The following is a 25,013-nucleotide window of genomic DNA, read 5'->3' on the forward strand; positions in this document are numbered from 1 at the left end:
TATCGGGCTGCCCCCTGCCGGCCACGGGGTACTCTTGGGTCGGCGCCCGGCTCAGCCCGTGTTGCGCAGGCCGGCGGCGATGCCGTTGATCGAGATGTGGATGCCGCGCTGCACCTTTTCGTCGTGCTGGCCGGCGCGCCAGCGGCGCACCAGTTCCACCTGCAGGTGGTGCAGGGGGTCGATATAGGCAAAGCGATGGCGGATGGAGCGCGATAGCGCCGGGTTACCCGCCAGCCGCTGGCGCTCGCCGGTGATGGCGGCCAGGGCGTCGGCGGTGCGGTGCCATTCGGCCTCGATCGCCTCGAACACCTTGCGCCGCAGCCGGGCGTCGGGCACCAGCTCGGCGTAGCGGTGGGCCAGCGCCAGGTCGCTCTTGGCCAACACCATGTCCATATTGGACAGCAATGTGCGAAAGAAGGGCCACTGCCGGTACATCTTCTGCAGGAGGGCCAGGCCCTCCTTTTTCGTCTGGCCCGGGCCAGGGGTCAGGAAGGCCTGCACCGCCGAGCCAAAGCCGAACCAGCCGGGCAGGGTCACCCGGCACTGGCCCCAGGAGAAGCCCCAGGGGATGGCCCGGAGGTCCTCGATGCGCAGGTTGGCCTTGCGCGAGGCCGGTCGGGAGCCGATGTTGAGGGCGGCGATCTCGCGGATGGGCGTGCTGGCGAAGAAGTAGTCGCTGAAGCCGGGTGTCTCGTAGACCAGGCCGCGGTAGGCCGCCTGGCTGGCGGCCGAGAGCCGTCCGGCGGCTTCGAGGAAGGACTTGGGGGCTGGCTTGGTCGGCTGCAGCAGGGTGGCCTCCAGGGTGGCGGCCACCAGGGTCTCCAGGTTGCGCCGCCCGATCTCGGGGTTGGCGTACTTGGAGCCAATCACCTCGCCCTGCTCGGTCAGGCGGATCTGGCCGCGCACCGTGCCTGGGGGCTGGGCCAGGATGGCCTCGTAGCTGGGGCCGCCGCCCCGGCCCACCGTGCCGCCCCGGCCGTGGAACATGCGCAGCCGGATGTCGTGGCTGTTGGCCAGCTCGTCGAACAGGGCCACCAGGTCGGTCTCGGCCCGATAAAGCTCCCAGTTGCTGGTGAAGATGCCGCCGTCCTTGTTGCTGTCGCTGTAGCCCAGCATGATGTCTTGCTCGGCGCCCGAGCGACGTACCAGGGCAGCCATGCCAGGCAGTGCGTAAAACGCCCGCATGATGGGCGCCGCGCTTTGGAGGTCCAAGATGGTCTCGAACAGGGGCACGACGATCAGCTGCGCCTTCCCTGGCTGTGGGCCTTGGCCGTCCAGGGTGCCGTCCATCAGCGCGGTTTCTTTCTGCAGCAGCAGCACCTCCAGCAGGTCGCTCACAGACTCGGTGTGGCTGATGATGTAGTGGCGTATGGCCTCCGGCCCGTACTGCGCCCGTATGCGCCGGGCCGTCTCGAAGATGGCCAATTCGGCCAGCGTGGCCTCGGTGTAGTGGGCGGTGGGCACGCGCAGGGGCCGGGCGTCATTGAGCAGTTGCAGCAGCAAGGCCTGCTTGGCGTCCTCGGACAGGCCGGGGTAGTCGGGCTCGAGCCGGGCGGCGGCCAGGAGCTCGGCCACCACCGCCTCGTGCTGGTCGGAGCTTTGCCGCAGGTCCATGGTGGCCAGGTGGAAGCCGAACACCTCTACGGCCCGCATCAGGGGGGACAGGCGTTGCTCGACCATCGCCGCTCCGTGCGAGGCGATGAGCGATTCGCGGATGGTGGTCAGGTCGGCCAGAAATTCAGCGGCGCTCGCATAGGGCGCCTGCGGCGCAAGCACGTGGCGCGCCGCATCGCCGCCGGTGAAGGCCTTGAGGGTGGCGGCCAGCCGGGCGTACATCCAGGCCAGGGCCCGGCGGTAGGGCTCGTCTTGGCGGTGCGGGTCGGCGTCGGGGGACTGGTCGGCCAGCGCTTGCAGCGCTGGCGTCATGCCCACCAGCATCGCCGACACCGACAGCTCGGCGCCCAGGTGGTGCACCTCAGTCAGGAAATGGCGCAACGCCATTTCGCTCTGGCGGCGCAGGGCCAGGCTCAAGGTGTCGGCGCTGACGTTGGGGTTGCCGTCCCGGTCGCCACCGATCCACATTCCCATGCGCAGAAAGCTGGCCACCCGGCCCTGGCCCAGGGCCTGCTCGAGCTCGGCGTAGAGGCGCGGTATTTCGCGCAGAAAGGTGGCCTCGTAGTAGGACAGGGCGTTCTCGATCTCGTCGGCCACCGTGAGCTTGGTAAAGCGCAAGAGGCGGGTCTGCCACAGTTGCATGACCCGGGCCCGCAGCTGGGCCTCGTTGGCGGCCAGCTCGCGCGGGGCGAGGGCGTCCTTGGGCAAGGCGCGGTCCTTGATGGCGTCGCGCTCGGCCAGCAGGTGGGCGATGTCGCGCTCGGCGTCCAGGATGCTCTTTCGCTGCACCTCAGTGGGGTGGGCGGTGAGCACCGGCGACACATAGCTGGTTGCCAGGGTTCGGGCGACGGTGCGAGGCGTGATGCCGGCCCAGCGCAGGCGGGCCAGGGCCACCTCCACGCTGCCTTGCTGCGTGTCACCGGCGCGCTCGTGCACCAACCGGCGGCGGATGTGGTGCCTGTCCTCGGCCAGGTTGGCCAAGTGGGAAAAATAGGTGAAGGCCCGGATCACGCTCACCGCCTGATCACTGGGCAGGCCCTTGAGCAGGGCCTTGAGCGCCTTGTCGGCCTCGTGGTCTGCATCGCGGCGGAAGGCCACCGAGAGCTTGCGGATTTTTTCCACCAGTTCGAAGGCGGCCGCACCTTCCTGTTCGCGGATCACGTCGCCGAGCAGCCGGCCGAGTAGGCGGATGTCGTCGCTGAGGGGCTTTTCGTTGTCGCGCGCTCGGCGGGGGGGGTGGCGCGCCGGCGTGGCGGCGGGGGAGCTGGCGGGCATGGCGGCAGAGGGCTGGGGAGTCGGCCCATGCTAGCATCGCAAAGCGAAATTCCCTGCTGCAGGTGGCTTGCAGCGACGACGTACCGGGTTCGATTTTGAGCAAACTAGTCATCGCCACGCGCGAAAGCCGGCTGGCCCTTTGGCAGGCCGAACATGTACGCGACCTTCTGCAGTCGCGCGGTCACGAGGTGGGCCTCCTGGGCATGACCACCCGGGGCGATCAGATCCTCGACCGCAGCCTGAGCAAGGTGGGCGGCAAGGGGCTGTTCGTGAAGGAGCTGGAGGTCGCGCTCGAGGAGGGCAGGGCCGACCTGGCTGTGCACTCCCTCAAAGACGTGCCGATGGACCTGCCCGAGGGCTTTCACCTCGCCTGCGTGATGGAGCGCGAGGACCCACGCGACGCCTTCGTCTCCAACCGTTTCCAGCAGCTGTCCGACTTGCCTCCCGGCAGCGTGGTGGGCACCTCCAGCCTGCGCCGCGTGGTGCTGCTGAGGGCGCTGCGCCCTGACCTGCGCATCGAACCCCTGCGTGGCAACCTCGACACCCGTTTGCGCAAGCTCGACGACGGCCATTACGAGGCCATCATCCTGGCCGCCGCCGGTCTCAAGCGTCTGGGCCTCGGCGACCGAATCCGCCAGATCTTTGACACCGACCAGATGCTCCCGGCCGCTGGCCAGGGCGCCCTCGGCATCGAGGTGCGGGCCCAGCGCTCCGAGGTCGATCAGGCCCTCGCGCCCCTGGCCCACCAGCCGACCTGGCTGGCGGTGGCGGCCGAGCGTGCGGTCAGTCGCGGCATGGGCGGAAGCTGCTCCATGCCCCTGGCCGCCCACGCGGTGTTCACGCCTGCTGGCGCCCTGCACCTGCGCGCCGCCTGGGGCGAGCCCGAGAGCAACACGACAACACTCGTGCGGGCGGAGGCCCAAGGCTCGGTGGCCGACCTGGCGCAGGCCGAGGACCTGGGCCGCTCGGTGGTCGAGCAGCTGCGCGCCGGCGGCGCCCACTGAGGCGCCGTGACCGGCCGGCCTGGCCCCATGCCGGCACAGCCGCCTCTTCTCCTCGTAACCCGCCCGGCGCGTGAAGCGCTGGCCTGGACCCGTACCTTGCAGGGGCTGGGCCTGCGCGCCGAGGCGCTGCCTTTGATTGCCATCGGCCCGGGGCCCGACCCGCAGGGCCTGGCCAAGCGCCAAGCTGCGCTTGCGTGCGAGGCTGCGGTCATGTTCGTCAGCGCCAACGCGGTGCGCGGTTTCTTTGATGCCGGTGGCCCCGAGCTGGCTTGGCCGGCTGGCACACGTGCTTGGTCCACCGGGCCGGGCACACACGCCGCCTTGCTCGATGTGGGTGTGCCTGCCGCCCAGATCGACTCGCCAGACCCACAGGCTGGCCGCTTTGACTCCGAGGCCCTGTGGGGGTGTGTGCAGACGCCCCTGCTCGCTCAGGTGCGTGCCCAGGGATCCGGTGCGCCGGTTCGGGTGCTCATCGTGCGCGGTGCCGACGCCGACGGCGAGGCTGCGGGCCGGGACTGGCTGGCGCTTCGGCTGCGCGAAGCCGGCGTGCTGGTGGACCAGGTGCCCGCCTACCGGCGCGTTCTGCCCGAATGGACCCCGTCCGAGCGGGCCTTGCTGGACGAAGCCTGCCGGGCGCCAGCCGCCTGGTTGTTCAGCAGTTCCGAGGCGGTCGCCAACCTGGCCCGGCTGGCGCCGGTCGCCGGATGGCAGGGCGGGCTTGCCCTGTGCACCCATGCGCGCATTGCGCAGGCAGCTCGGTCGGCCGGCTTCGGCCAGGTCGCGGAGGTGGCGCCGCGCCCGGAATCCGTGGCGGCCTTTCTACAATCGCTGCCATGAGCGATCCCCACGCCCGCGACGAATCGGTGCCGACCCCCGGCACTGCGTCCGCCGCCCCGTCTGCTGCCGACGCTGCCAGTTCCGCAGTGCCAAGCGCGGGCGTCGGTGCATCGCCTCCTGAATCGGCTCCTGCCTCTGCACCCGGCGCAGCCCCTGGCGTGCCGATCGGCCTGCCAGACTCGGCAACGCCTGTCGCCGCCGCACCTGGCGTTTCTTTGTCGCGCCCTGTGTTCTGGGGCCTGATCGCATCGATCGCCTTGGCCCTGCTTGCCAGCGGCCTGCTGTGGCAGCGCTTGTCCGACATTCAGGAGCAGTTGGCTCGCCAGAGTGCGGACTCCGGTGCGGTTGCCATCGAGGCCCGCACCCTGGCCCGACAGGCCCAGGAGCTGGCCCGCGACAACGCGGCCCGCCAGGCGATCGCCGAGAACAAGCTGGCCGAAGTGGCCATGCAGCGCACTCAGCTCGAGGAGCTGATGCAAAGCCTGTCCCGCTCGCGCGACGAGAACCTGGTGGTCGACATCGAGTCCTCGCTGCGCCTGGCGCAGCAGCAGTCGCAGCTCTCGCTGAGTCCCGAGCCGCTGCTCGCTGCCCTGCGTGCGGCCGACCAGCGTCTGGCGCGGGTGAGCCAGCCCCGTCTCGCCCGCGTTCGGGCCGGCATCACCCGGGACATCGACCGCATCAAGGCGGCGGCCGTGACCGATGTGCCCTCCTTGCTTCTGCGGATGGACGAACTGGCCCGCGGACTGGAGGAGTTGCCGGTAGCCAATGCCGTGGGCCAGGCGGCCGCGTTGGCGTCGGCTTCCAGCGCTGCCGATGCCCCGACCGCGGGTCGCAGCGCTGGCGCAGCCTCTGCCCCGGCGGCCGCCGCCTCGGCGCAGGCCTGGTGGGCGCGCTGGCTCGCGCTTGTGCGCGAGGAGGCCCAGGCCCTGCTGCGCGTGAGTCGCATTGACCAGCCTGATGCCGTACTGGTCGCACCCGAGCAGGCCTTCTTCTTGCGGGAGAACCTCAAGCTCAAGCTGCTCAATGCCCGCCTGTCCCTGCTGGCGCGCCAAACCGACCTGGCGCGTGCCGACCTGGCCCAGGTGACCCAAGCCCTTGGACGCTACTTCAGCCCCGAGTCGCGCAAGACCCAGGCTGCCTTGGCGACCCTGCAGCAGATGCAGGCTCAACTGCGCAATGTCGACCTGCCTCGCATCGACGAGACCCTGGCCGTACTCGACGCTGCCGCGGCCGGCCGCTGATCTGAGGAGTCATCCCGATGCGCGCGGCCCTCTGGTTCCTGGCACTGTTCGGCGTGGCGGTTGCGATCGCCCTCTTCGCTGGCAACAACCAGGGGACGGTCACTGTGTTCTGGCCCCCCTACCGCATCGACCTGTCGCTGAACCTGGTGCTCATGTTGGCGGTCGGCGGATTCGTTTTCCTCTACGCGGTATTGCGCGCGCTGTCTGCGCTCTTCGACCTGCCCCAGCAGGCCAGGCGCTGGCGCAATCAGCAAAAGGAGCGGGCGGTCCATGGCCTACTGGTCGATGCGATCGCCCATTTGCTGGCTGGGCGATTTGTGCGCGCCCGCAAGTCTGCCGAAACCGTGCTGGCTCAGGAAGCTGCTTTACAGGCGTCCGAACGACACCTGCCCCATGCCGAGCCGCTCCGGGCACTGGCCCACCTGCTGGTGGCCGAGAGTGCCCAAGCCCTGCAAGACAAGTCCGCCCGCGACACCCACCTGCAGCAGGCCCTGGCGCCCCAGGCCGGCCGCGAGGGCCTGGCGATGCGCGAAGGGGTGTTGATGCGCGCAGCCCGCTGGTCCCTGGACGAACGCGACCCGCAGGCCGCCGGCCGCTGGCTTGGCGAGCTGCCCCTGGGTGCGGCTCGCCGCACGCTGGCGCTGCGCATGAAGCTCAAGGCCTATCGTCTGCTGTCGCAACCGGCCGAGGCCCTGGAGACCGCCCGGCTGTTGGCCAAGCACCGGGCCTTCTCGCCCTTGGCCGCCGAGAGCATCGTGCGCGGGCTTGCGATCGACCTGCTCAACGGCGCCCACGACTCGGCCCAGCTGCTGCGCGCCTGGGGTGACTTGGAACCGACCGAGCGCGCCATGCCCGACCTGGCCATTCACGGCGCGCTGCGCCTGCAGGCTCTTCATGGGGATGCGCAGCTGGCGCGGCAGTGGATACTGCCGGTCTGGGAGCGCCATTCGGAGCTGTCCGACGCGCAGAAGGTGCGGCTGGTGCAGGCCCTGGAGGCTGGCCTCGACTCCATCGACAGCGCCTGGCTGGCCCGCTTCGAAGCCGCCCAGCGTGCCAACCCGCGCGATGCGAGCCTGCAGTACCTGGCGGGCATGGCCTGCATGAAACGCCAGCTCTGGGGCAAGGCCCAGCAGCTACTCACCCAGGCCGCCCTGGGCCTGCGTGATGCCCGCCTGCACCGACAGGCTTGGCGCGCCCTCGCGCAGCTGGCCGAGGACCGTGGGGACGCCGAGACGGCCGCTCAGGCCTGGAAGCGGGCGGCCACCGAATGAGCCGCTGACCGGGGCGCTGCCTCGCGGCATGGCCCGGTCGGTCGATATGCCCGCCATGAAAAAGCCCGGAACCGCTTGCACGGGCCGGGCTACTTGAGTTCTGGCCCCGTGGGGCCAGGAGGGACGACGCTCAGCGCTGGGCGCCAGCCTCGAAGGGCAGGGTGACCTGGCCCAGGTCCTTGCGGGTTTCGACCAGGACCAGAGGACCTTCGTCGATCACAACGACCGGCGGCCGCTCGCGCGGCACATGCACCGGCTTGGGCTCGGCCGCGATCGCGGCCCGCACTGCCGCCACCTTGTCGGCGTCGGAGTTGACCCACTGAAGGCCCGAGCCGCTGGCGACCTGTTCGAGGTCGGCCACTGACAAGTGGAAGGGCTGCACCTTGGGCAGACCTGCACGTGCGGGCGATGTGCCTGTGGCCGGTGCTGCCGCAGCGCGGGCGGGGGCCGGTGCAGGCGTGGGCGCTGGGGTCGGCGCGGGGGATTGGGCGCGCGCAGGGGCCTCAGGTTGGCTTGCTCCACCTTCGTGGCGCGGGGCTTCCTGTGCGGCACCGTCCTCGGTGGCAAAGCCGGTGGGGTAGCGAGGGCGGCGGGGGGTATCGGCGTCGGCGCCGTTGCCCTCACCCGTCGCGGTCTCCGCGGGGCGGCCGGCTTCGGACACGCCTGCCTCACCCTGTGGGGACTCTTCGCGCGGTCCGCGGTCGCCACGTTCGCGGCGGTCACGGCCGAAGCGGTCGCGGGAGCGGCGGCGGCCTTCGCCGCCTTCACCCTCGGGGCGCTCGCCACGGTCCCCACGTTCACCACGCTCGTCGCGGGGTTCGCGCTGGTCATCGGTGGCCTGACCTTCGCTGCTTTGGCCGTTGGCTTCGCTCAGCGAGGCCTGCTCGGCGCCCTGACCTTCGTCACGCGGACCACGCTCGCCGCGCTCGCGACGTCCGCCACGCTCCCGGCGACCTTCACCACGCTCACCGCGCTCACCACGTTCCCCGCGGGGCGCCCGGTCATCGCGGTCGGCCTGGAGTTCCTGACCCTCGACCGGCTCACCGGCGGCGCTCAGGGCTTGGGCGTCAGCCGGCAGGGCCTCGCGGCGCTCGCGCGGCCCGCGGCCTTCACGTGCCTCGCGCGGTTCCCGCGCTTCGCGACCTTCGCGGGGCTCCCGAGCCTCACGAGGCTCACTGCCTTCGCGCGATTCGCGCGGCTCGCGGCCTTCGGCGCTGCGCTCTCCACGACCCTCGGTGCGTTCGCTGCGGCCTTCGCCACGACCTTCGCCACGACCACGCCCGCGGCCTTCACCGCGCTCGTTGCGTTCACTGCGCTCGCCGGTCTCTGCGGCGGCGCCTTCGCGGCCGCGGCCCTGGCCTTCGCCTCGCTCGCTGCGTTCACCACGCTCACCGCCACGGCCACCACGGCCGCCGCGACCACGGCCGCGCTCACCGCGTTCACCGCGTTCACCTCGCTCGCTGCGCTCACCGCGGGCGTCGCGACGTGCGCCGCCGCCATCGGTCTTGGCGTCCTTGTCAGCGGCCGCTGGCGCAGGTGCCGGGGCAGAGGCGCCAAACAGGCCCTTGAGCCAGCCCATGAAGCCGCGCTCGGCCGGCGCCGGTGCCACGGGGGCGGGGGCCGGCTTGGGTGCGGGCGCAGGCGCGGCTTTGGCCACGGGCTCCGGCTTGGGCGGGGCGACAGGTGCCGGTGCGTCGGGCAGCACACCCTTGATCACCGGCTCTTGCTTGTTGGTGCGCTCTTGCGAGCGGCGGGTGACGGTGGTCGGGTCCTCGACCTCGACCGCCATCGTGTAGCTGGCCTGCAGGTTGTCGAGTCGCGCGTCGTCGTGCTTGAGGCGCTCGAGCTTGTAGTGCGGCGTGTCCAGCGACTTGTTGGGGATCATGATCACCGCGATCCGCTGCTTGAGCTCGATCTTGGCGATCTCGGTCCGCTTCTCATTAAGCAGGAACGAGGCTACTTCCACCGGCACTTGCACATGGACGGCGGCCGTGCCGTCCTTCATGGACTCTTCCTGGATGATGCGCAGGATCTGCAGTGCCGAGCTTTCCGTGTCGCGGATATGGCCGTGGCCACCGCAGCGCGGGCAGGGAATGGAGGCGCCTTCCGACAGGGCCGGGCGCAGGCGCTGGCGGCTCATTTCCATGAGGCCGAACTTGCTGATGGTGCCGAACTGCACCCGGGCGCGGTCTTGACGCAGCGCATCGCGCAAGCGGTTCTCGACCTCGCGGCGGTTACGTGACTCCTCCATGTCGATGAAGTCGATCACGATCAGGCCGCCCAGGTCGCGCAGCCGCATCTGGCGGGCCACCTCGTCGGCGGCTTCCAGGTTGGTGCGGGTGGCGGTTTCTTCGATGTCGCCGCCCTTGATCGCGCGCGCCGAGTTGACGTCGACCGAGACCAGGGCCTCGGTGTGGTCGATCACGATCACGCCGCCGGAGGGGAGCTTGACCTCGCGGGCATAGGCCGACTCGATCTGGTGCTCGATCTGGAAGCGGGAGAACAGGGGCGCGTCGTCGCGGTAACGCTTGACCCGGGCCGCGTGCTCGGGCATCACGTGCGACATGAACTGCTGGGCCTGTTCGTAGATGTCGTCCGTGTCGATGAGGATGTCACCGATGTCGTGGTTGAAGTAGTCGCGGATGGCACGAATGACCAGCGATGACTCCTGGTAGATCAGGAAGGCGCCCTTGGCGCCCTTGGTCGCGCCGTCGATGGCGGTCCACAGCTTGAGCAGGTAGTTCAGGTCCCACTGCAGTTCCGGGGCGCTGCGGCCGATGCCCGCGGTACGGGCAATGATGGACATGCCGTTCGGGTACTCCAGCTGGTCCATTGCCTCCTTGAGCTCGGCCCGGTCCTCGCCCTCGATGCGCCGGCTCACGCCGCCGCCGCGCGGGTTGTTGGGCATCAGCACCACATAGCGGCCGGCCAGAGAGACGAAGGTGGTGAGGGCGGCCCCCTTGTTGCCGCGCTCTTCCTTCTCGACCTGGACCAGCAGCTCCTGGCCCTCTTTGATCACGTCATTGATTCGGGCCTGGGAGACCGAGACGCCGGGCTGGAAGTACTGCTTGGAGATTTCCTTGAAGGGCAGGAAACCGTGGCGGTCTTCGCCGTAGTCGACGAAGCAGGCCTCGAGCGAGGGCTCTACGCGGGTCACGACCGCCTTGTAGATATTGCCCTTGCGCTGCTCGCGCCCTTCAATTTCGAGTTCGTAGTCGAGGAGCTTTTGTCCATCGACGATGGCCAGCCGGCGTTCTTCCGCCTGCGTGGCATTGATCAACATGCGCTTCATTGCGTCACCTTTTCATTTCGATACCATGCGGCCCCCTTTCGAGGGGGCCCACGATGCCAGGCGAGGCTTCGAAGCGGGAAGGAATTGCCGGAGTGGATGTGCGCGCCGCGAGAATTTATCTCGGCGGGCAGATCCAAGGCGCGTGGATGGGTGCGAGAGAGGGTTGGCGGCCGTGGTGCTGGCGCCCCTGAATGTCGGCGACCTGGAGGGTCGCCGGTAAAGCCGCGCGGGTGGCGCGGGTTGCGGGCGCGGGCAGGGCGACGGACGGCTGCCACAGCAGTCGCGCGACGAATTCCCACAGTACCGGCAACAACACAGGTGTTCTCGCTTCAATCCGCCAGGCAGCACGGGTCTGCCTGGCTTTTATTCCGTTTCAGTGCTTCGAAGTCCAGCCACGTCCACCATGTTCCGCTGGGCCTTCTGCGCGTTCCGGTGGCGACGCGTGAAGGGTCGCATTCGGATCGGGCGGAAGGCCGGCAGTTCCCGGGCAGGGCGGCGGCATCGGCCTACCAGCGCGCGCTCGTGATCAGATTGGAGGTCTCTTTCATTGACCTGTTCATTGTTCGCTTGGTGGTACTTCGACGAAGGCGTCGACTAAACTCCAAGAGAATCAACCACTTACAGCTAGGCGCTAGTGAATCGCATTATAGGGGCCGCAGCGCGCACTTTTGCGGGTCCGACCCAGAACGTTTGCATCTTGCCGGTGGACGAGGAATCCGCCGGCCAGCGCCTGGACAACTTCCTCCTGCGTCACCTGAAGGGTGTGCCCAAGACCCATGTCTACCGCATCATCCGTTCCGGCGAGGTACGGGTGAACAAGGGGCGCGCGGCGGCCGATACCCGGGTGGCTGCGGGCGACCAGATCCGGGTGCCCCCCATCCGGCTGTCGGAGGCGGCAGTACTGAAAAAGGAGTCGCCGGCCCCTGCCCGGGACTTCCCCCTGCTGTTCGAAGACGAGTACGTCCTGGCCCTCGACAAGCCCGCCGGTGTGGCGGTGCACGGGGGCAGCGGGGTGAGCTTTGGCGTCATCGAGCAGCTTCGCCAGGCCCGGCCAGGCGCGAAGTTTCTGGAGTTGGTGCACCGGCTTGACCGCGAGACCTCCGGCATCTTGCTGGTGGCCAAGCGCCGCTCCGCCCTGACCCGGCTGCAAGACCAGTTCCGCGAGCGCGAGACCGGCAAGACCTACCTGGCCCTGGCCTTGGGCGCCTGGCCGGCGAGCCGCAAGGTGATTGACCTGCCGCTGCACAAATACCTGCAGGCCGACGGCGAGCGCCGGGTGAAGGTGGTCGCCAAGGACGACCCCGATGGCATGCGCGCCATCACCCTGGTCAAGGTGGCCCGTCGGCTGTCGCTGCCCCCGATGCCAGGCGAGCCCGCCGCGCCGCAGGAGGCCAGCCTGCTCGAAGTGACCATCAAAACCGGCCGTACTCACCAGATCCGGGTGCACCTGGCCGCCCAGGGGCATCCGATTGCCGGCGACGACAAATACGGCGAGTTCGACGCCAACAAGGCCATGCACCGCATCGGCCTGCGCCGGATGTTCCTTCACGCCTGGCAGTTACAGTTCGACCACCCGGCCACGGGCGAGCGCATGGCGCTGACCGCGCCGCTGCCGCCGGAACTGCAGGCGCTGCTGCCTCCCGCCGCCACTCCCACTACCACCGCGACCTGAACCCACCCCGCAGATGCGACCGCGCCGTTTTGATCTCATTGCCTTCGACTGGGATGGCACCCTGTTCGACTCCACCGCCATCATCGTGCGTTGCATCCAGGCCGCGGTGGTCGACGTCGGCGGCGCCCGGCCCAGCGACCGCGACGCCGCCTGGGTGATCGGCATGGCACTGGGCCAGGCCCTGGCCCACGCCGCGCCCGACGTGCCGCCCGAGAAGTACCCCGCGCTCGGCGCCCGCTACCGCCACTACTACAACCGCCATGCCGAAGACCTGAGCCTGTTCGACGGGGTGCTACCCCTGCTGGCCGACCTGCGCGGGCGCCATCACTGGCTGGCGGTGGCCACTGGCAAATCGCGGCGCGGCCTCGACGAGCTGCTGGTTCGCCCGCAGATGCAGGGCCTGTTCGACGGCAGCCGCACCGCCGACGAGACTGCCGGCAAGCCCGACCCGCGCATGCTGCATGAGCTGATGCGCGAGTTCGGCACCGAGCCCGAGCGCACCTTGATGATCGGCGACACCACCCACGACCTGCAGATGGCTGCCAACGCGGGCTGCCCCAGCGTCGCGGTGAGCTACGGTGCGCACGAGCCCGAGGGCTTTGCACCCCTGGGCCCTCTGGCGGTGGCGCACTCGGTACGCGAACTGCACGACTGGCTGCTCGAGAACGCCTGACCCGCTGGCCGACGCATCGCTACTCACCGGCCCAACCGCTACCCCCTTTTCCCGCTTCCTTAAACGTTTGCCCCGCATTGAACGACGCCATGGATCTGTCCGTCATTCCCCTGTGCAACAGCGCCGACCTGCTCGAAGGCGGTGAAGCCGTCCCCTTTGATGTGGTGCACGGCGGTCAGACCTGCCGCGCCTTCGCCATCCGCTTCGAGGGCCGGCCCCATGCCTATCTCAACCGCTGCAGCCATGTGGCGATGGAGATGGACTACCAGCCCAACCGTTTTTTCGACGACACCGGCCAGTGGCTGCTGTGCGCCACCCATGGTGCCGCCTATTCCCCGGAGACCGGTGACTGTGCCGGTGGCCCTTGCAACGGCGGCCTGGTCAAGATTGCCCTGTCTGAGACAGATGGCGTGGTCCACTGGCATACTGAATGGAATCTGCAGCCGGTCGCTTTCTGAGCCCTCTCCGAGGGCACCAGGCCCCCTCTATCACCTGCGCAGCTTTCCTCCATGAACGAACTCCCGCCTTCCAGCCCACCGCCGGAGCCGACGTCCCGAACCGACGCTGGCTCCGCCCCGCCGATCAACGAACCGTCCCCTGCCAGGGCCGCGCCAGCACAGGCTGCCTCAACCGCGTCTTCGTCAGCCAGCCCGGGTTGGGAGCGCGAGACGCTGGAGCGCTTGGTCTTCGCCCAATTGCGTGAGCAGCGCTGGACGCGCCGCGCCAACCTGTTCTTGCGCTCTGCCTGGCTTCTGTTTCTGGTGGTCCTGGCCTGGGCCGTCTTTCACCACGGCGAGGCGGGCATGGCCGAGGTTTCGGCCCCGCACACGGCGGTGGTCAGTATCAAGGGCGAGATTGCGGCCGAAACCAATGCGTCGTCTGAAGCGGTAGTGAGCGCCATGCGAGCCGCCTTTGCGGACGGCGGCGCCCGTGCCGTGGTGCTGCTGATTGACTCCCCGGGCGGCAGCCCGGTGCAGGCGGGCATCATCAATGACGAAATTCGCCGCCTCAAGGCCCTGCACGGCAAGCCGGTCTATGTGGTGGTGGAGGAGTCCTGCGCTTCTGCCGCCTACTACATTGCCGCTGCCGCCGACCGCATCTTTGTCGACAAGGCCAGCATCGTGGGCAGCATCGGTGTGCTGATGGACGGCTTTGGCTTCACCGGCCTCATGGACAAGGTCGGCGTCGAGCGCCGCCTCATGACCGCCGGGGAAAACAAGGGCTTCCTCGACCCCTTCAGCCCGCAGACGCCCCAGCAGAAGGCTTTTGCCCAGCAAATGCTTGACCAGGTGCACAAGCAGTTCATCGAGGTGGTGCGCGCCGGACGCGGCGACCGGCTCAAGGAAACCCCGCAAACCTTCAGCGGCCTGTTCTGGACCGGTCAGCAGGCGGTTGAGATGGGCCTGGCCGACCAACTGGGCAACCTCGACTACGTGGCCCGTGAGGTGGTCAAGGCCGAGGACATCATCGACTACACCCAGCGCGAGAACGTCGCCGAGCGCTTGGCCAAGCGCCTTGGCGCGGCGGTGGGCGCCGGCGCGGTGAAGGCCCTGCAGGCCTCGGGCCTGCAGCTCCGATAGATCAGGCCTCGGGCCTGTAGCTCCGATAGACAAGGCCTCGGGTCTGCAGCTCCGATAGTCAAGGCCTCGGGCTCGCAGCGGCGCTGGGCAGGGCGCAGGGCTCAGCGCCCGATCGCAAACACCGCCGGCGCGTCGCCAACCCCCTCGGCCGCGCGCTGCCTCCACGCTCGTACCGGCATGCTGCGGGTGCGACCGCTTGCCAGGGTCAGCCCGCTGCTCACCGACAACCGGGTCTCGGGCTGCAGGGCCTGCAGCAGCGCCTGAAAGAGCGCCATGTTCCGGTAGGGCGTCTCGATGAACAACTGGGCCTGGCCTTCCCGCAACGCCAGAGACTCCAGGGCGCGAATGCGCTGCGTCCGCGCCGCTCCATCCTGCGGCAGGTAGCCGACAAAGGCGAAGTTCTGGCCGCCCAGCCCGCTGGCGGCCAGCGCCAACAGCAGCGACGACGGCCCCACCAGCGGGATGACCTCCAGCCCCATCGCATGGGCGGCGCGTGCGACCGAAGCGCCTGGGTCGGCCACCGCCGGCATGCCCGCCTCGCTGGCCAAGCCGATGTCGTGGCCCGCCAAGGCCGCTTGCAGCAGAGGGCGGGCGTCAAAGCCGGTGCCGGCATCACCCTTCTTGTGCACCTCGCGCGGCAGCTCGGTGATCACTTGCTGCTGTATCGGTGCTGCCAGGGGGTGGATGGCATCGACCCGCTTCAGGACGGCGCGCAGGCTCTTGGCGTTCTCGCAAATCCAGTGCTGCAGGCTGGCCGCGGCCTCCAGCGTGGCGCCGGGCAGCACCTGCGCAATAGGCACCTGCTCGTCGCAACCAAAGTCCAGGGGCACGGGGACCAGGAGCAGTCGGCCGGGGCGGCGGCCAGGCCCATCGGACGGTGCCGGGCCTGCGTTTGGCAGGGTGGTCGCGGGCGACTGTGTCATGCCAGCAACTGCAAGCCAGCTTCGCGCAGCATGCGGCAGGTGCGAATCAGGGGCAGACCCACCAGGGCACTGGGGTCGTCGTTGTCGATCGCTTCGAGCAGCGCGATGCCCAGGCCCTCGCTCTTCGCGCTGCCCGCGCAGTCGTAGGGCTCCTCCTCGCGCAGGTAGGTCTCGATCTCGGCGTCCGACAGGTCGCGAAACCGCACCCGCACCGGCGCCAGGTCCAATTGCTCGAAGCCGGTGGCATGGCAGACCACCGCCACTGCGGTTTGGAAGATGACGGTACGCCCGCGCATCAGCCGCAGCTGTTGCACCGCGCGCTCGTGCGTGCCGGGCTTGCCCAGCGGCAGTCCGTCGAGGTCGGCCACCTGGTCCGAGCCAATCACCAGCGCTTCGGGGTGGCGCAGGGCTACGGCATGGGCCTTGGCCAGTGCCAATCGGCGCGCCAAGGCCTCGGGGGATTCGCCGTCCAGCGGCGTCTCGTCCACCTCGGGCGCGTCGACCTCGAAGGGTAGACGCAACCGGTTCATCAGCTCGCGTCGATAGCGGGAGGTGGAGCCGAGCACTACGGTGCGGTTGGCGCGAGGAGCGGCGGGGGAGGAGCGGGCAGCGGTGTGGTCGGTCGTGGGCATGGGCGTCTGGGCCCCGGCTCTCGCGAAGCGCGGAATCAGTCGGGCGGTGCGGGTCGGGGCTTTGATTCTCTTACACTGCCCGGCATGTCCAAGGAGTTCAGCGCTCAGCGCCTCGACGTCAAGGCCTTCGCCGAGGACGGTGCCCAGCTTTCCGGTCAGGCGCCGCTATCCGGCTTTGAGCGCCTCATGGCCGAAACCGAGGGGCGGGGCGGCGAGCGGCTGATGAGTTGGGAGGCTCAGGGCGAGATCCGCAACCCCCTGCATGTGCACCCGCATCTGTGGCTGCACCTGCGCGCCGGCGCTTGCCTGTCCCTGGCCTGCCAGCGCTGCCTGTCGCCGGTGGATGTGGAAGTGACCGTCGACCGCAGCTTCCGCTTCGTGGCCGACGAGCGCATGGCGGAAGCCGAGGACGATGCATCCGAGGAGGACCTGCTGGCGCTTTCGCGCAGCTTTGACCTGCTGGGCCTGGTCGAGGACGAGATGCTGATGGACCTGCCCTTGGTGCCGCGTCACGCGCATTGCCCTGAGCCGCTGCCGGCCCCGGTCGACGACCTCCTTGACGAGGCGGAAAGTAGCAAGCCCAATCCCTTTGCCGTTCTCGGACGGCTCAAGAAGTAGTCACATTGCCCTGTGTCCGGGCTGCCGCCTTTGGCGGTAGGGCGGCGTGTTTCCTCCGGGCCACCTGGGGCGCCTCGTCAGGGCCTCCCCCGTCCCAAGGGGCCTCTATGTCGCTGGAGCCTGTGCAGGCCTGGGCTATAATCCATGGTTTTGCGCAAGCACCCACGTTGTGGTGAGCGGTCTGGCGACAGACTGCACCCGGCCCGGCTTGCAACCCCACTCAATTTTTTAGCACTGCCGGCTCGGACCTCGTTCCCAAGCCGGGCGCAGCAAACAGGAGTCCGTCATGGCCGTTCAACAGAACAAGAAGTCGCCTTCCAAGCGGGGCATGCACCGCTCGCACAATGCCCTCAATGTGCCGGGCATCGCGGTCGAGCCCACCACCGGTGAAACCCACCTGCGGCACCACATCAGCCCCAACGGTTTCTACCGGGGCCGCAAGGTCCTCAAAACCAAGAACGACGCCTGATCACCGGCGCTGGCGCCTCTCCCGACTTGGCCCTTGTTGCCCTGCGGGTTGACGCCCCTCCCCTCGTGATTGCTTCCTCCCAAAGGCCCGACGCCGCTTGTGCGGTCCGGGCCTTTGTCTTTGCCGGGCCCGCCCGCTGGGCCTGTTGCCTGGAGGCACTACAGTTGTGTCCATGACCACTTTGGCCGTCGACTGCATGGGGGGTGACCACGGTCCCCGCATTACGCTCCCCGCTTGCAGGCAATTCCTCGAGTCCCATCCCGACGCGCATCTGCTGTTGGTGGGCCGCCCCGAGGACTTGCAGTCCTTCCGGCACCCGCGCGCCCAACTGGTCCCCGCCAGCGAGGTGGTCGCCATGGACGACCCGGTGGAGACCGCCCTGCGCCGCAAGAAAGATTCCTCCATGCGGGTGGCCATCGCGCAGGTCAAGGACGGCAAGGCCCAGGCTGCCGTCTCGGCCGGCAACACCGGCGCCCTGATGGCGCTGGCGCGCTACCTGCTCAAGACCGAAGAGGGCATCGAGCGCCCGGCCATCGCCTACCCTATGCCCAATGCCCGCGGCACCGCCACCACGGTGCTGGATCTGGGCGCTAATGTCGACTGCACCGAGCAGCATCTGCTGCAGTTTGCCGTCCTGGGCTCGGCCCTGGTGTCGGCCCTCAGCCATGTTGAGTCGCCCACCGTGGGCTTGCTCAACATTGGCGAGGAGGAGATCAAGGGCAGCGAGGTCATCAAGCGCGCCGGCGAGTTGCTGCGCGCCGCGGCGGCCAATGGCGACCTCAACTTCCGCGGCAACGTCGAGGGCAACGACATCTTCAAGGGCACGACCGACATCGTGGTCTGCGACGGCTTTGTTGGCAACGTGGCGCTCAAGACCAGCGAAGGCCTGGCGGCGATGATCGGCGGCTTCCTGAAGGAAGAGTTTTCCCGCAACCTGTTCACCAAGCTGGCCGCCCTCATCGCCCTGCCGGTCCTGGCGGCTTTCCGCCACCGCGTCGACCATCGGCGCTACAACGGTGCCGCGCTCATGGGCCTGCGGGGCCTAGTGTTCAAGAGCCATGGCTCGGCCGACGACTTCGCATTCAGGCATGCGCTTGAGCGCGCGTATGATGCGGCCCGCAACAACCTGCTGGAGCGGGTGAGGGCGCGCATCGCCCACGCCGCCCCGCTGCTGGCAGCGGGTGCCGCTGACGTGGCCGCTGGTGCCCTTGCGTCGCAACCCGCTTCAACGCCTGCGGCTGCACCCGCCGAGGCCGCCTGACCGGAAACACATGACGACCTATTCCCGCATCACCGGCACCGGCAGCTACCTGCCCCCCCGCCGCGTGACCAACGCTGACCTGGTGGCTGATCTGGCCCAGCGCGGTATTGAGAGCTCTGACGATTGGATCGTCGAGCGCACCGGCATCCGGGCCCGTCATTTCGTCGACGCCGGCGTGAACACCAGCGACCTGGGCGCCGAGGCCGCCAAGCATGCGCTGGCGGCCGCCAACTGCCAGCCCTCGGAGATCGACCTCATCATCGTGGCCACGTCCACGCCGGACATGGTCTTTCCGTCTTCAGCGGCGATCCTGCAGCGAAAGCTCGGCGAGCTCATGGGCGCCGAGGGCGCGCTGGCGGGTTGCCCGGCCTTCGATGTGCAGGCCGTGTGCAGCGGCTTTGTCTACGCGCTCACCGTGGCCGACGCCATGATCAAGACCGGCGCGGCGCGCAAGGCGCTGGTCGTGGGCGCAGAGGTCTTTTCGCGCATCATCGATTTCAATGACCGCACCACCTGCGTTCTGTTTGGCGACGGCGCTGGCGCGGTGGTGCTCGAGGCGTCTGACACGCCCGGCATCCTGGCCACCGACCTGCACGCCGACGGCCGCCATGTCGACATTCTTTGCGTGCCAGGCACGGTGAGTGGCGGTCAGGTCCTGGGCAGTCCGCTGCTGCGCATGGACGGCCAGGCCGTGTTCAAACTGGCGGTGGGCGTGCTGGAAAAAGCCGCCCGCGCCACGCTGGAGCGTGCCGGCCGTACCGAGGCCGACGTTGACTGGCTCATTCCCCACCAGGCCAACATCCGCATCATGGAAGGCACCGCCAAGCGGCTCAAGCTCCCGCTGTCCAAGCTGGTGGTCACGGTGGATCAGCACGGCAATACCTCGGCCGCCTCCATCCCCCTGGCGCTTGACGCAGCGGTCCGCAGCGGCAAGATCAAAAAGGGCGAGACCCTCATGCTCGAGGGCGTGGGCGGCGGCTTCACCTGGGGTGCGGTGCTGCTCGATTTTTGAGCGGCCATCACACTGCGATCTCTCCGCCACCCCTGCGCCACCTTGCCCTCACCTCTCTGCCGCCGCCTTCCGTCATCACGAACCATCAAGGCCAGACACCCGTGAAACCATTTGCTTTTGTCTTTCCCGGCCAGGGCTCCCAGGCCGTGGGCATGCTGGATGCCTGGGGCGACCACCCGGCGGTACGCGCGACCCTGGCCGAGGCCTCCGAGGCGCTGGGCGAGGACATCGGTCACCTCATTCACGAAGGCCCCAAGGAGGCCCTGGCCCTGACCACCAACACCCAGCCGGTCATGCTGGTGGCCGGCATCGCTGCGCTGCGCGCCTGGCGCGCCGAGGGCGGCGCCGAACCTGCGGTGGTGGCAGGCCACTCCCTGGGCGAGTACAGCGCGCTGGTCGCGGCCGGCTCGCTCACCCTGGCCCAGGCCGCACCGCTGGTGCGCTTTCGCGCCCAGGCCATGCAAGAGGCGGTGCCTGTGGGCGTGGGCGCCATGGCTGCCATCCTCGGCCTGGACTCGGCCCAGGTGGTCGAGGGCTGCCGCCAGGCCAGCGAGAGCTTCGGTGCGGGCAGCGCCGAAGTGGTCGAGGCAGTGAACTTCAACGACACCGCCCAGACGGTGATCGCCGGCAGCAAGGCGGCTGTCGACAAGGCCTGCGAAATGCTCACGGCCATGGGCGCCAAGCGCGCGCTGCCGCTGCCGGTGTCCGCTCCCTTCCATTCGAGCCTTATGAAACCGGCCGCAGACCGCCTGCGCGAAAAGCTGGCCGCAACCGCCATCCTGGCGCCCCGGATTCCTGTGGTGAACAACATCGATGTGGCGGTCGAGTCCGACCCCGACCGGATCCGCGACGCCCTCTACCGCCAGGCCTTCGGCCCGGTGCGCTGGGTGGAGTGCGTGCGCGCCATCCAGGCCCGCGGCATCGACTCCCTGGTCGAGTGCGGCCCCGGCAAGGTACTGGCCGGCCTGTGCAAGCGCATCGACGCCGGCCTCACCGGCGCCGCCCTCTACGACCCCGCCACGCTCGCTGACGCGAAAGGCCTGCTGCCATGAGCTCATCCCCCGCATTTGCCGGCCAGGTCGCCCTGGTGACCGGCGCCTCCCGCGGCATCGGTGCGTCCATCGCCGAAGAACTTGCCCGCCGGGGTCTGAAGGTCATCGGCACCGCCACCACCGAGGACGGCGCGGCCCGTATCAGCGCCGCGCTGGCGGCCGTCCCGGGCGCCCCGGCCGGTTGCCGCGGCGCCAAGCTCGATGTCAATGACGCCGCCGAGGCCGAGGCCCTGGTCGAAGCCGTCATCAAGGAGCACGGGGGCCTGCAGGTGCTGGTCAACAACGCCGGCATCACCCGCGACATGCTGGCCATGCGCCTGAAGGACGAAGACTGGGACGCGGTGCTGGACACCAACCTCAAGGCCGTCTTCCGCATGAGCCGGGCGGTCATGCGCCCCATGATGAAGCAGCGCTACGGCCGAATCATCAGCATCACCTCGGTTGTGGGTGCCTCTGGCAACCCCGGCCAGGCCAATTACGCAGCGGCCAAGGCCGGCGTGGCTGGCATGACCCGCGCTCTGGCTCGCGAGTTGGGCAGCCGCAGCATCACGGTCAACTGCGTCGCGCCGGGCTTCATTGCCACCGACATGACCGCCGGTTTGCCCGAGGCGCAGCACAAGGCATTGCTCGGCCAGATTCCTCTGGGCGCCCTGGGGCGGCCGGAGGACATTGCCCACGCCGTGGCCTACCTGGCCTCGCCCGAAGCGGGCTACGTGACCGGCCAGGAGCTGCACGTCAACGGCGGCATGTTCATGGCCTGAGGACGGGCCGGGCCCGCCAGCCGCTAAAATCTACGGTTCTATTACAACCCTCTGAGGGAATCCATGAGCGATATCGAAGCACGTGTCAAGAAAATCATCGCCGAGCAACTCGGCGTGGAAGAGTCCCAAGTGACCAGCGAAAAGGCCTTTGTCGCCGATCTGGGCGCCGACTCCCTCGACACGGTGGAGCTGGTGATGGCCCTGGAAGACGAGTTCGGCATCGAGATTCCCGACGAGGACGCCGAGAAGATCACCACCGTCCAAAACGCCATCGACTACGCGATGGCCCACAAGAAGGACTGAGCATCGATGAGTCGCCGTCGCGTCGTCGTCACCGGCCTGGGCTGCGTCAGCCCCGTGGGCAATTCGGTGGCGGAATCCTGGGCCAACCTTCTCGCCGGCCAGTCCGGCATTGACACGATCACCCAGTTCGACGCGTCGGCCATGGCCTGCCGCTTCGCCGGCGAGGTCAAAGGCTTCAACATCGGGGACTACATCCCCGAAAAAGAAGCCCGGCACATGGACCGGTTCATTCATCTGGGCATTGCCGCGGCGGCCCAGGCGGTCAAGGACAGCGGGCTGCCCACCGGCGAAGCCCTCACGCCCGAGCAGGCCGAGCGCATCGGCTGCAATATTGGCTCGGGTATCGGCGGCTTGCCGCTGATCGAGGCCACCCATACCGAGTACGTCAATCGCGGCCCGCGCCGCATCTCGCCCTTCTTCGTGCCGGCGTCGATCATCAACATGATCTCCGGGCACGTTTCGATCCAGTATGGCTTTCGCGGCCCGAACATCGCCGTGGTCACCGCCTGCACCACCGGCCTGCATGCCATTGGTCTGGCCGCCCGCATGATCGAGTACGGCGACGCCGACGTGATGGTCGCTGGCGGCGCCGAAGCCACCATTTCGCCCCTGGGCGTGGGCGGCTTTGCAGCCCTGCGCGCCCTGTCGACCCGCAACGACGACCCCAAGACCGCCTCCCGGCCCTGGGACAAGGACCGTGACGGCTTCGTGCTCGGCGAAGGCGCTGGCGTTCTGGTGCTCGAGGAGTACGAGCATGCCAAGGCCCGCGGCGCCAAGATCTACGCCGAGATCGCCGGCTTTGGCATGAGCGCCGACGCCCACCACATGACCGCGCCCGACGTCGACGGACCGCGCCGGGCCATTGCCCTGGCCCTGGCCAACGCAGGTGCCAACGCGAGTGACGTCGACTATGTCAACGCGCATGGAACCTCGACCCCGTTGGGCGACGTGAACGAATCCAACGCCCTCAAGCTGGCCCTGGGCGACCACGCCAAGAAGGTGGTGGTGAACTCCACCAAGTCCATGACCGGTCACCTCCTGGGCGGCGCGGGCGGTATCGAGTCGGTGTTCACCACCCTGGCGGTCTACCACCAGAAGAGTCCGCCCACGATCAACATCTTCAACCAGGACCCGGAGTGCGACCTGGACTACTGCGCCAACACCGCGCGCGACATGAAGATCAACGTGGCAGTGAAAAACAACTTCGGATTCGGCGGCACCAACGGCACGCTGGTGTTCAGGCGCGTCTGAGCTTCGGCCTTCTCTCCCCATGCGCAGCGCCCCGCCGGTCCACATGCCGGCGGGGCGTTCGTCCTTTGGGCTGCGCCTGGGAGCCCGCCTTCCGCTGGTGTTGGCTGTTTTCGGTCTGGCGCTGACCGTGCCTTGGGCCTGGCAGGTCTGGCCAGCCTGGCACGCCTGGTCCGCTTGGCCAGCTTGGCCAGCTTGGCACGATCCAGGCTGGCGGCCCCTGGCCGCAATGGGCGTCTGCTTGGCTTACGCCGCCTTCACCTGGCGTCTGTCCAGGCCCCGCGCCCTCGCGCAGGCCGAAGGCGTGTTGGCTTGGGACGGGCAAGCTTGGTACTGGCGGGCCGGTCCGCCGGCAGGCGCAGGGATGGCCCCGGCCGGTGGCGACGGCTGGCAGGTCGAGCCCGAAGTGGCTCTCGATCTTCAGGGCCTGCTCCTAATGCGCCTGAAGCCGCTCGACCCGCATGCCGGACCGCAGCAGTGGCTATGGCTGACGCCGCAGGGCGATTCCGGACGATGGCGCGCCCTGCGTCGCGCCCTATATTCAAGTGGCACCCGACCCGCGCAGTGACCCGCATCGGCGGCTGCGCCATGACGCCCCGCCTGATCCTCCCCATCCCCCTCCCCCTCTCCCCCCATGCGCTGCCGGACCCCGACGCCTTGCTGGTGCGGCGCACCGTCGAGGGCGACCTGCGCGCGTATGACCAACTGGTCATTCGCTACCAGCGGCGCATCGAGCGACTGATCTCCCGCATGGTGCGCGATTCAGACCTGGTCGAGGACATCGCCCAGGAGACCTTCCTGCGTGCCTTCCGCGCCTTGCCGCGGTTTCGCGGCGAGGCCAGGTTCTACACCTGGCTCTATCGGATCGCGGTCAACACCGCGCGCAAGGCCCTGTTGGTGCTGCGGCGTGACCTTCTCATCACCGAGACAGCCCTGCGCGGTAACGATCCCGAGGACGAGTGGGGCATGGGCGCGCCCGGCGAGACCGAGCCCTCCGGCGACGAGACGCCCGAAACCGCGCTGGCTGCCAAGGAGGTGGCCGCCGCCCTCAACCAGGCCATGGCCGCCCTGCCAGAGGACTTGCGGCAGGCGGTGACCCTGCGCGAGATCGAGGGTCTGAGCTACGAAGAAATCGCCCAGTGCATGCACTGCCCCATTGGCACGGTGCGCTCGCGCATCTTCCGGGCCCGCGAGGCCATCTCCGTCCGGGTACGGCCCCTGCTGGCAAATCAGACGGGCAAGCGCTGGTAGCGTGCGAACCTCGGTGCGTGGTGGGGACTTGTACCGCCGCCCGCCGGCCCCATCTGAGGGGTGCCAGAATCGCAGCGACGCGTGATTCGCGGCGTCCGCGCGGTCATGTGCCCCCAGGCACCCGGACCCGGCTGACCCGCCCGACCCCACAGGAGATCCCATGCAGTTGTTCTTGAAGCAGACCCTCAGCCCCTTGGCCCTGGCGCTGGCCCTGTCCGTTCCCGGCGGCCTGGTGGCCACCGCGCCCGCCGCCCACGCGCAGTCCGCACCGCAGCGCGGCGTGCCCGACTTCACCGAACTGGCCGAACAGGTCTCGCCGGCGGTGGTCAATATACGCACCCTTGAGCGCACTCGCGCGCCCTCGGCTGCCGCCCCCGACGATGAGACGCAGGAGTTCTTCCGCCGCTTCTTCGGCCAGCCCTTGCCAGGCACCCCCCGTGGTGGCCAACGCCCTGGGCAGCCCGGCCAGCCGGGGCAGGGCGATGGAGAGTCCCAGCCGCGCGGCGTGGGCTCGGGCTTCATCCTCAGCGCCGACGGCTACGTGATGACCAACGCCCACGTGGTCGATGGCGCCGAGGAGGTCATCGTGACCCTGGCCGACAAGCGCGAGTTCAAGGCCCGGGTGGTGGGCACCCCCGACCGGCGCACCGACGTGGCGGTGCTCAAGATCGAGGCCAGCGGCCTGCCGCTGGTTCGCATCGGCGACGTGAGCCGGCTCAAGGTCGGTGAGTGGGTGATGGCCATCGGCTCGCCCTTCGGCCTCGAAAACACCGTCACTGCCGGCATCGTCAGCGCCAAGGGTCGGGATACCGGCGACTACCTACCTTTTATTCAAACCGATGTGGCCATCAACCCCGGCAACTCCGGCGGCCCGCTGATCAATATGCGCGGTGAAGTGATAGGCATCAACAGCCAGATTTATTCACGCTCCGGCGGCTTCATGGGCATTTCCTTCGCAATTCCCATTGATGAAGCTGCCAATGTCAGCAACCAGTTGCGCGCCAACGGACGGGTTCAGCGCGGT

The 25,013-nt window shown here is 68.8% G+C and carries 23 protein-coding genes; 19 read left to right on the plus strand and 4 right to left on the minus strand.

Annotated features, from left to right (window positions below):
* Positions 1–51 precede the first annotated feature (51 nt).
* Positions 52–2,889, minus strand: a complete 2,838-nt coding sequence (gene ppc / locus QE494_RS17295) for a phosphoenolpyruvate carboxylase (protein ID WP_300045439.1) — start codon at positions 2,887–2,889, stop codon at positions 52–54.
* A gap of 92 nt (positions 2,890–2,981) precedes the next feature.
* Between ppc and hemC the strand changes: the two genes are divergently transcribed.
* From hemC to QE494_RS17315, 4 genes are read left to right on the plus strand one after another with little or no spacing between them, the layout of a single operon-like run.
* A complete protein-coding gene (hemC, locus tag QE494_RS17300; RefSeq protein ID WP_300045496.1) occupies positions 2,982–3,893 on the plus strand; it encodes a hydroxymethylbilane synthase in 912 nt (303 codons plus the stop codon).
* Between the two features lie 27 nt (positions 3,894–3,920).
* On the plus strand, positions 3,921–4,730 hold the full coding sequence (locus tag QE494_RS17305; protein WP_300045441.1) for a uroporphyrinogen-III synthase: 810 nt from the start codon (positions 3,921–3,923) through the stop codon (positions 4,728–4,730).
* A complete protein-coding gene (locus tag QE494_RS17310; protein ID WP_300045444.1) occupies positions 4,727–5,971 on the plus strand; it encodes a uroporphyrinogen-III C-methyltransferase in 1,245 nt (414 codons plus the stop codon). The genes QE494_RS17305 and QE494_RS17310 overlap by 4 nt, the downstream gene beginning before the upstream one ends.
* A 17-nt stretch (positions 5,972–5,988) precedes the next feature.
* Positions 5,989–7,242 (plus strand): heme biosynthesis HemY N-terminal domain-containing protein, encoded by a 1,254-nt coding sequence (locus QE494_RS17315; protein ID WP_300045447.1) that lies wholly within the window; start codon positions 5,989–5,991, stop codon positions 7,240–7,242.
* Between the two features lie 130 nt (positions 7,243–7,372).
* Here QE494_RS17315 and QE494_RS17320 read toward each other — a convergent pair whose 3' ends face one another.
* A complete protein-coding gene (locus QE494_RS17320) occupies positions 7,373–10,534 on the minus strand; it encodes an Rne/Rng family ribonuclease (protein ID WP_300045449.1) in 3,162 nt (1,053 codons plus the stop codon).
* Between the two features lie 643 nt (positions 10,535–11,177).
* Between QE494_RS17320 and QE494_RS17325 the strand changes: the two genes are divergently transcribed.
* From QE494_RS17325 to QE494_RS17340, 4 genes are all read left to right on the plus strand, one after another.
* Positions 11,178–12,206, plus strand: coding sequence for an RluA family pseudouridine synthase (locus QE494_RS17325; RefSeq protein WP_300045499.1), 1,029 nt, complete (start codon positions 11,178–11,180; stop codon positions 12,204–12,206).
* Between the two features lie 13 nt (positions 12,207–12,219).
* A complete protein-coding gene (locus QE494_RS17330; RefSeq protein ID WP_300045451.1) occupies positions 12,220–12,879 on the plus strand; it encodes an HAD family hydrolase in 660 nt (219 codons plus the stop codon).
* 89 nt (positions 12,880–12,968) lie between these two features.
* The gene (locus QE494_RS17335; RefSeq protein WP_300045454.1) at positions 12,969–13,337 is read left to right on the plus strand and encodes a Rieske 2Fe-2S domain-containing protein; all 369 of its coding nucleotides are present in this window, start codon (positions 12,969–12,971) and stop codon (positions 13,335–13,337) included.
* A 51-nt stretch (positions 13,338–13,388) separates the two neighbouring features.
* Positions 13,389–14,459, plus strand: coding sequence for a S49 family peptidase (locus QE494_RS17340; protein ID WP_300045457.1), 1,071 nt, complete (start codon positions 13,389–13,391; stop codon positions 14,457–14,459).
* A 101-nt stretch (positions 14,460–14,560) separates the two neighbouring features.
* On the opposite strand, the gene QE494_RS17345 is transcribed toward QE494_RS17340, so the two are convergent.
* Positions 14,561–15,382: an SAM-dependent methyltransferase gene (locus tag QE494_RS17345; protein ID WP_300045460.1), complete on the minus strand. Its 822-nt coding sequence runs from the start codon at positions 15,380–15,382 to the stop codon at positions 14,561–14,563.
* The gene (locus QE494_RS17350) at positions 15,379–16,014 is read right to left on the minus strand and encodes a Maf family nucleotide pyrophosphatase (RefSeq protein ID WP_300045463.1); all 636 of its coding nucleotides are present in this window, start codon (positions 16,012–16,014) and stop codon (positions 15,379–15,381) included. Before QE494_RS17350 ends, QE494_RS17345 begins: the two co-directional genes overlap by 4 nt.
* A gap of 84 nt (positions 16,015–16,098) precedes the next feature.
* Between QE494_RS17350 and QE494_RS17355 the strand changes: the two genes are divergently transcribed.
* The 11 genes from QE494_RS17355 to QE494_RS17405 all read left to right on the plus strand — a co-directional run.
* Positions 16,099–16,632, plus strand: coding sequence for a DUF177 domain-containing protein (locus tag QE494_RS17355; RefSeq protein WP_300045466.1), 534 nt, complete (start codon positions 16,099–16,101; stop codon positions 16,630–16,632).
* Positions 16,633–16,918: 286 nt separating this feature from the next.
* Entirely contained in the window at positions 16,919–17,101 is a 183-nt protein-coding gene (gene rpmF, locus QE494_RS17360) for a 50S ribosomal protein L32 (RefSeq protein ID WP_300045469.1), read from the plus strand.
* Positions 17,102–17,273: 172 nt separating this feature from the next.
* Complete coding sequence (plsX, locus tag QE494_RS17365; RefSeq protein WP_300045472.1) at positions 17,274–18,362, plus strand: phosphate acyltransferase PlsX; 1,089 nt, start codon at positions 17,274–17,276, stop codon at positions 18,360–18,362.
* A 10-nt stretch (positions 18,363–18,372) separates the two neighbouring features.
* Positions 18,373–19,374, plus strand: coding sequence for a beta-ketoacyl-ACP synthase III (locus tag QE494_RS17370; protein WP_300045474.1), 1,002 nt, complete (start codon positions 18,373–18,375; stop codon positions 19,372–19,374).
* A 101-nt stretch (positions 19,375–19,475) separates the two neighbouring features.
* Positions 19,476–20,426: an ACP S-malonyltransferase gene (fabD, locus tag QE494_RS17375; protein WP_300045477.1), complete on the plus strand. Its 951-nt coding sequence runs from the start codon at positions 19,476–19,478 to the stop codon at positions 20,424–20,426.
* Positions 20,423–21,187: a 3-oxoacyl-ACP reductase FabG gene (gene fabG / locus QE494_RS17380; protein WP_300045480.1), complete on the plus strand. Its 765-nt coding sequence runs from the start codon at positions 20,423–20,425 to the stop codon at positions 21,185–21,187. Before fabD ends, fabG begins: the two co-directional genes overlap by 4 nt.
* Positions 21,188–21,250: 63 nt before the next feature.
* Positions 21,251–21,490 (plus strand): acyl carrier protein, encoded by a 240-nt coding sequence (acpP, locus tag QE494_RS17385; RefSeq protein ID WP_300045483.1) that lies wholly within the window; start codon positions 21,251–21,253, stop codon positions 21,488–21,490.
* Positions 21,491–21,496: 6 nt separating this feature from the next.
* The gene (gene fabF, locus QE494_RS17390; RefSeq protein WP_300045485.1) at positions 21,497–22,741 is read left to right on the plus strand and encodes a beta-ketoacyl-ACP synthase II; all 1,245 of its coding nucleotides are present in this window, start codon (positions 21,497–21,499) and stop codon (positions 22,739–22,741) included.
* A 19-nt stretch (positions 22,742–22,760) separates the two neighbouring features.
* Complete coding sequence (locus QE494_RS17395) at positions 22,761–23,306, plus strand: hypothetical protein (RefSeq protein WP_300045487.1); 546 nt, start codon at positions 22,761–22,763, stop codon at positions 23,304–23,306.
* Entirely contained in the window at positions 23,303–23,989 is a 687-nt protein-coding gene (locus QE494_RS17400; RefSeq protein ID WP_300045488.1) for a sigma-70 family RNA polymerase sigma factor, read from the plus strand. The genes QE494_RS17395 and QE494_RS17400 overlap by 4 nt, the downstream gene beginning before the upstream one ends.
* A 160-nt stretch (positions 23,990–24,149) precedes the next feature.
* On the plus strand, positions 24,150–25,013 hold an 864-nt coding region (locus QE494_RS17405), incomplete at its 3' end, for a trypsin-like peptidase domain-containing protein (protein ID WP_300045490.1).

The organism is Ramlibacter sp. (genome assembly GCF_029866045.1).
Taxonomy (GTDB): domain Bacteria; phylum Pseudomonadota; class Gammaproteobacteria; order Burkholderiales; family Burkholderiaceae_C; genus Ramlibacter.

Excerpts from the sequence above, each read along its gene's own strand:
- ppc (WP_300045439.1), bottom strand. The coding sequence starts at position 2,889 with ATGCCCGCCAGCTCCCCCGCCGCCACGCCGGCGCGCCACCCCCCCCGC.
- QE494_RS17305 (WP_300045441.1), top strand. The coding sequence starts at position 3,921 with ATGCCGGCACAGCCGCCTCTTCTCCTCGTAACCCGCCCGGCGCGTGAA.
- QE494_RS17310 (WP_300045444.1), top strand. The coding sequence starts at position 4,727 with ATGAGCGATCCCCACGCCCGCGACGAATCGGTGCCGACCCCCGGCACT.
- QE494_RS17315 (WP_300045447.1), top strand. The coding sequence starts at position 5,989 with ATGCGCGCGGCCCTCTGGTTCCTGGCACTGTTCGGCGTGGCGGTTGCG.
- QE494_RS17320 (WP_300045449.1), bottom strand. The coding sequence starts at position 10,534 with ATGAAGCGCATGTTGATCAATGCCACGCAGGCGGAAGAACGCCGGCTG.
- QE494_RS17330 (WP_300045451.1), top strand. The coding sequence starts at position 12,220 with ATGCGACCGCGCCGTTTTGATCTCATTGCCTTCGACTGGGATGGCACC.
- QE494_RS17335 (WP_300045454.1), top strand. The coding sequence starts at position 12,969 with ATGGATCTGTCCGTCATTCCCCTGTGCAACAGCGCCGACCTGCTCGAA.
- QE494_RS17340 (WP_300045457.1), top strand. The coding sequence starts at position 13,389 with ATGAACGAACTCCCGCCTTCCAGCCCACCGCCGGAGCCGACGTCCCGA.
- QE494_RS17345 (WP_300045460.1), bottom strand. The coding sequence starts at position 15,382 with ATGACACAGTCGCCCGCGACCACCCTGCCAAACGCAGGCCCGGCACCG.
- QE494_RS17350 (WP_300045463.1), bottom strand. The coding sequence starts at position 16,014 with ATGCCCACGACCGACCACACCGCTGCCCGCTCCTCCCCCGCCGCTCCT.
- QE494_RS17355 (WP_300045466.1), top strand. The coding sequence starts at position 16,099 with ATGTCCAAGGAGTTCAGCGCTCAGCGCCTCGACGTCAAGGCCTTCGCC.
- rpmF (WP_300045469.1), top strand. The coding sequence starts at position 16,919 with ATGGCCGTTCAACAGAACAAGAAGTCGCCTTCCAAGCGGGGCATGCAC.
- plsX (WP_300045472.1), top strand. The coding sequence starts at position 17,274 with ATGACCACTTTGGCCGTCGACTGCATGGGGGGTGACCACGGTCCCCGC.
- QE494_RS17370 (WP_300045474.1), top strand. The coding sequence starts at position 18,373 with ATGACGACCTATTCCCGCATCACCGGCACCGGCAGCTACCTGCCCCCC.
- fabG (WP_300045480.1), top strand. The coding sequence starts at position 20,423 with ATGAGCTCATCCCCCGCATTTGCCGGCCAGGTCGCCCTGGTGACCGGC.
- acpP (WP_300045483.1), top strand. The coding sequence starts at position 21,251 with ATGAGCGATATCGAAGCACGTGTCAAGAAAATCATCGCCGAGCAACTC.
- fabF (WP_300045485.1), top strand. The coding sequence starts at position 21,497 with ATGAGTCGCCGTCGCGTCGTCGTCACCGGCCTGGGCTGCGTCAGCCCC.
- QE494_RS17395 (WP_300045487.1), top strand. The coding sequence starts at position 22,761 with ATGCGCAGCGCCCCGCCGGTCCACATGCCGGCGGGGCGTTCGTCCTTT.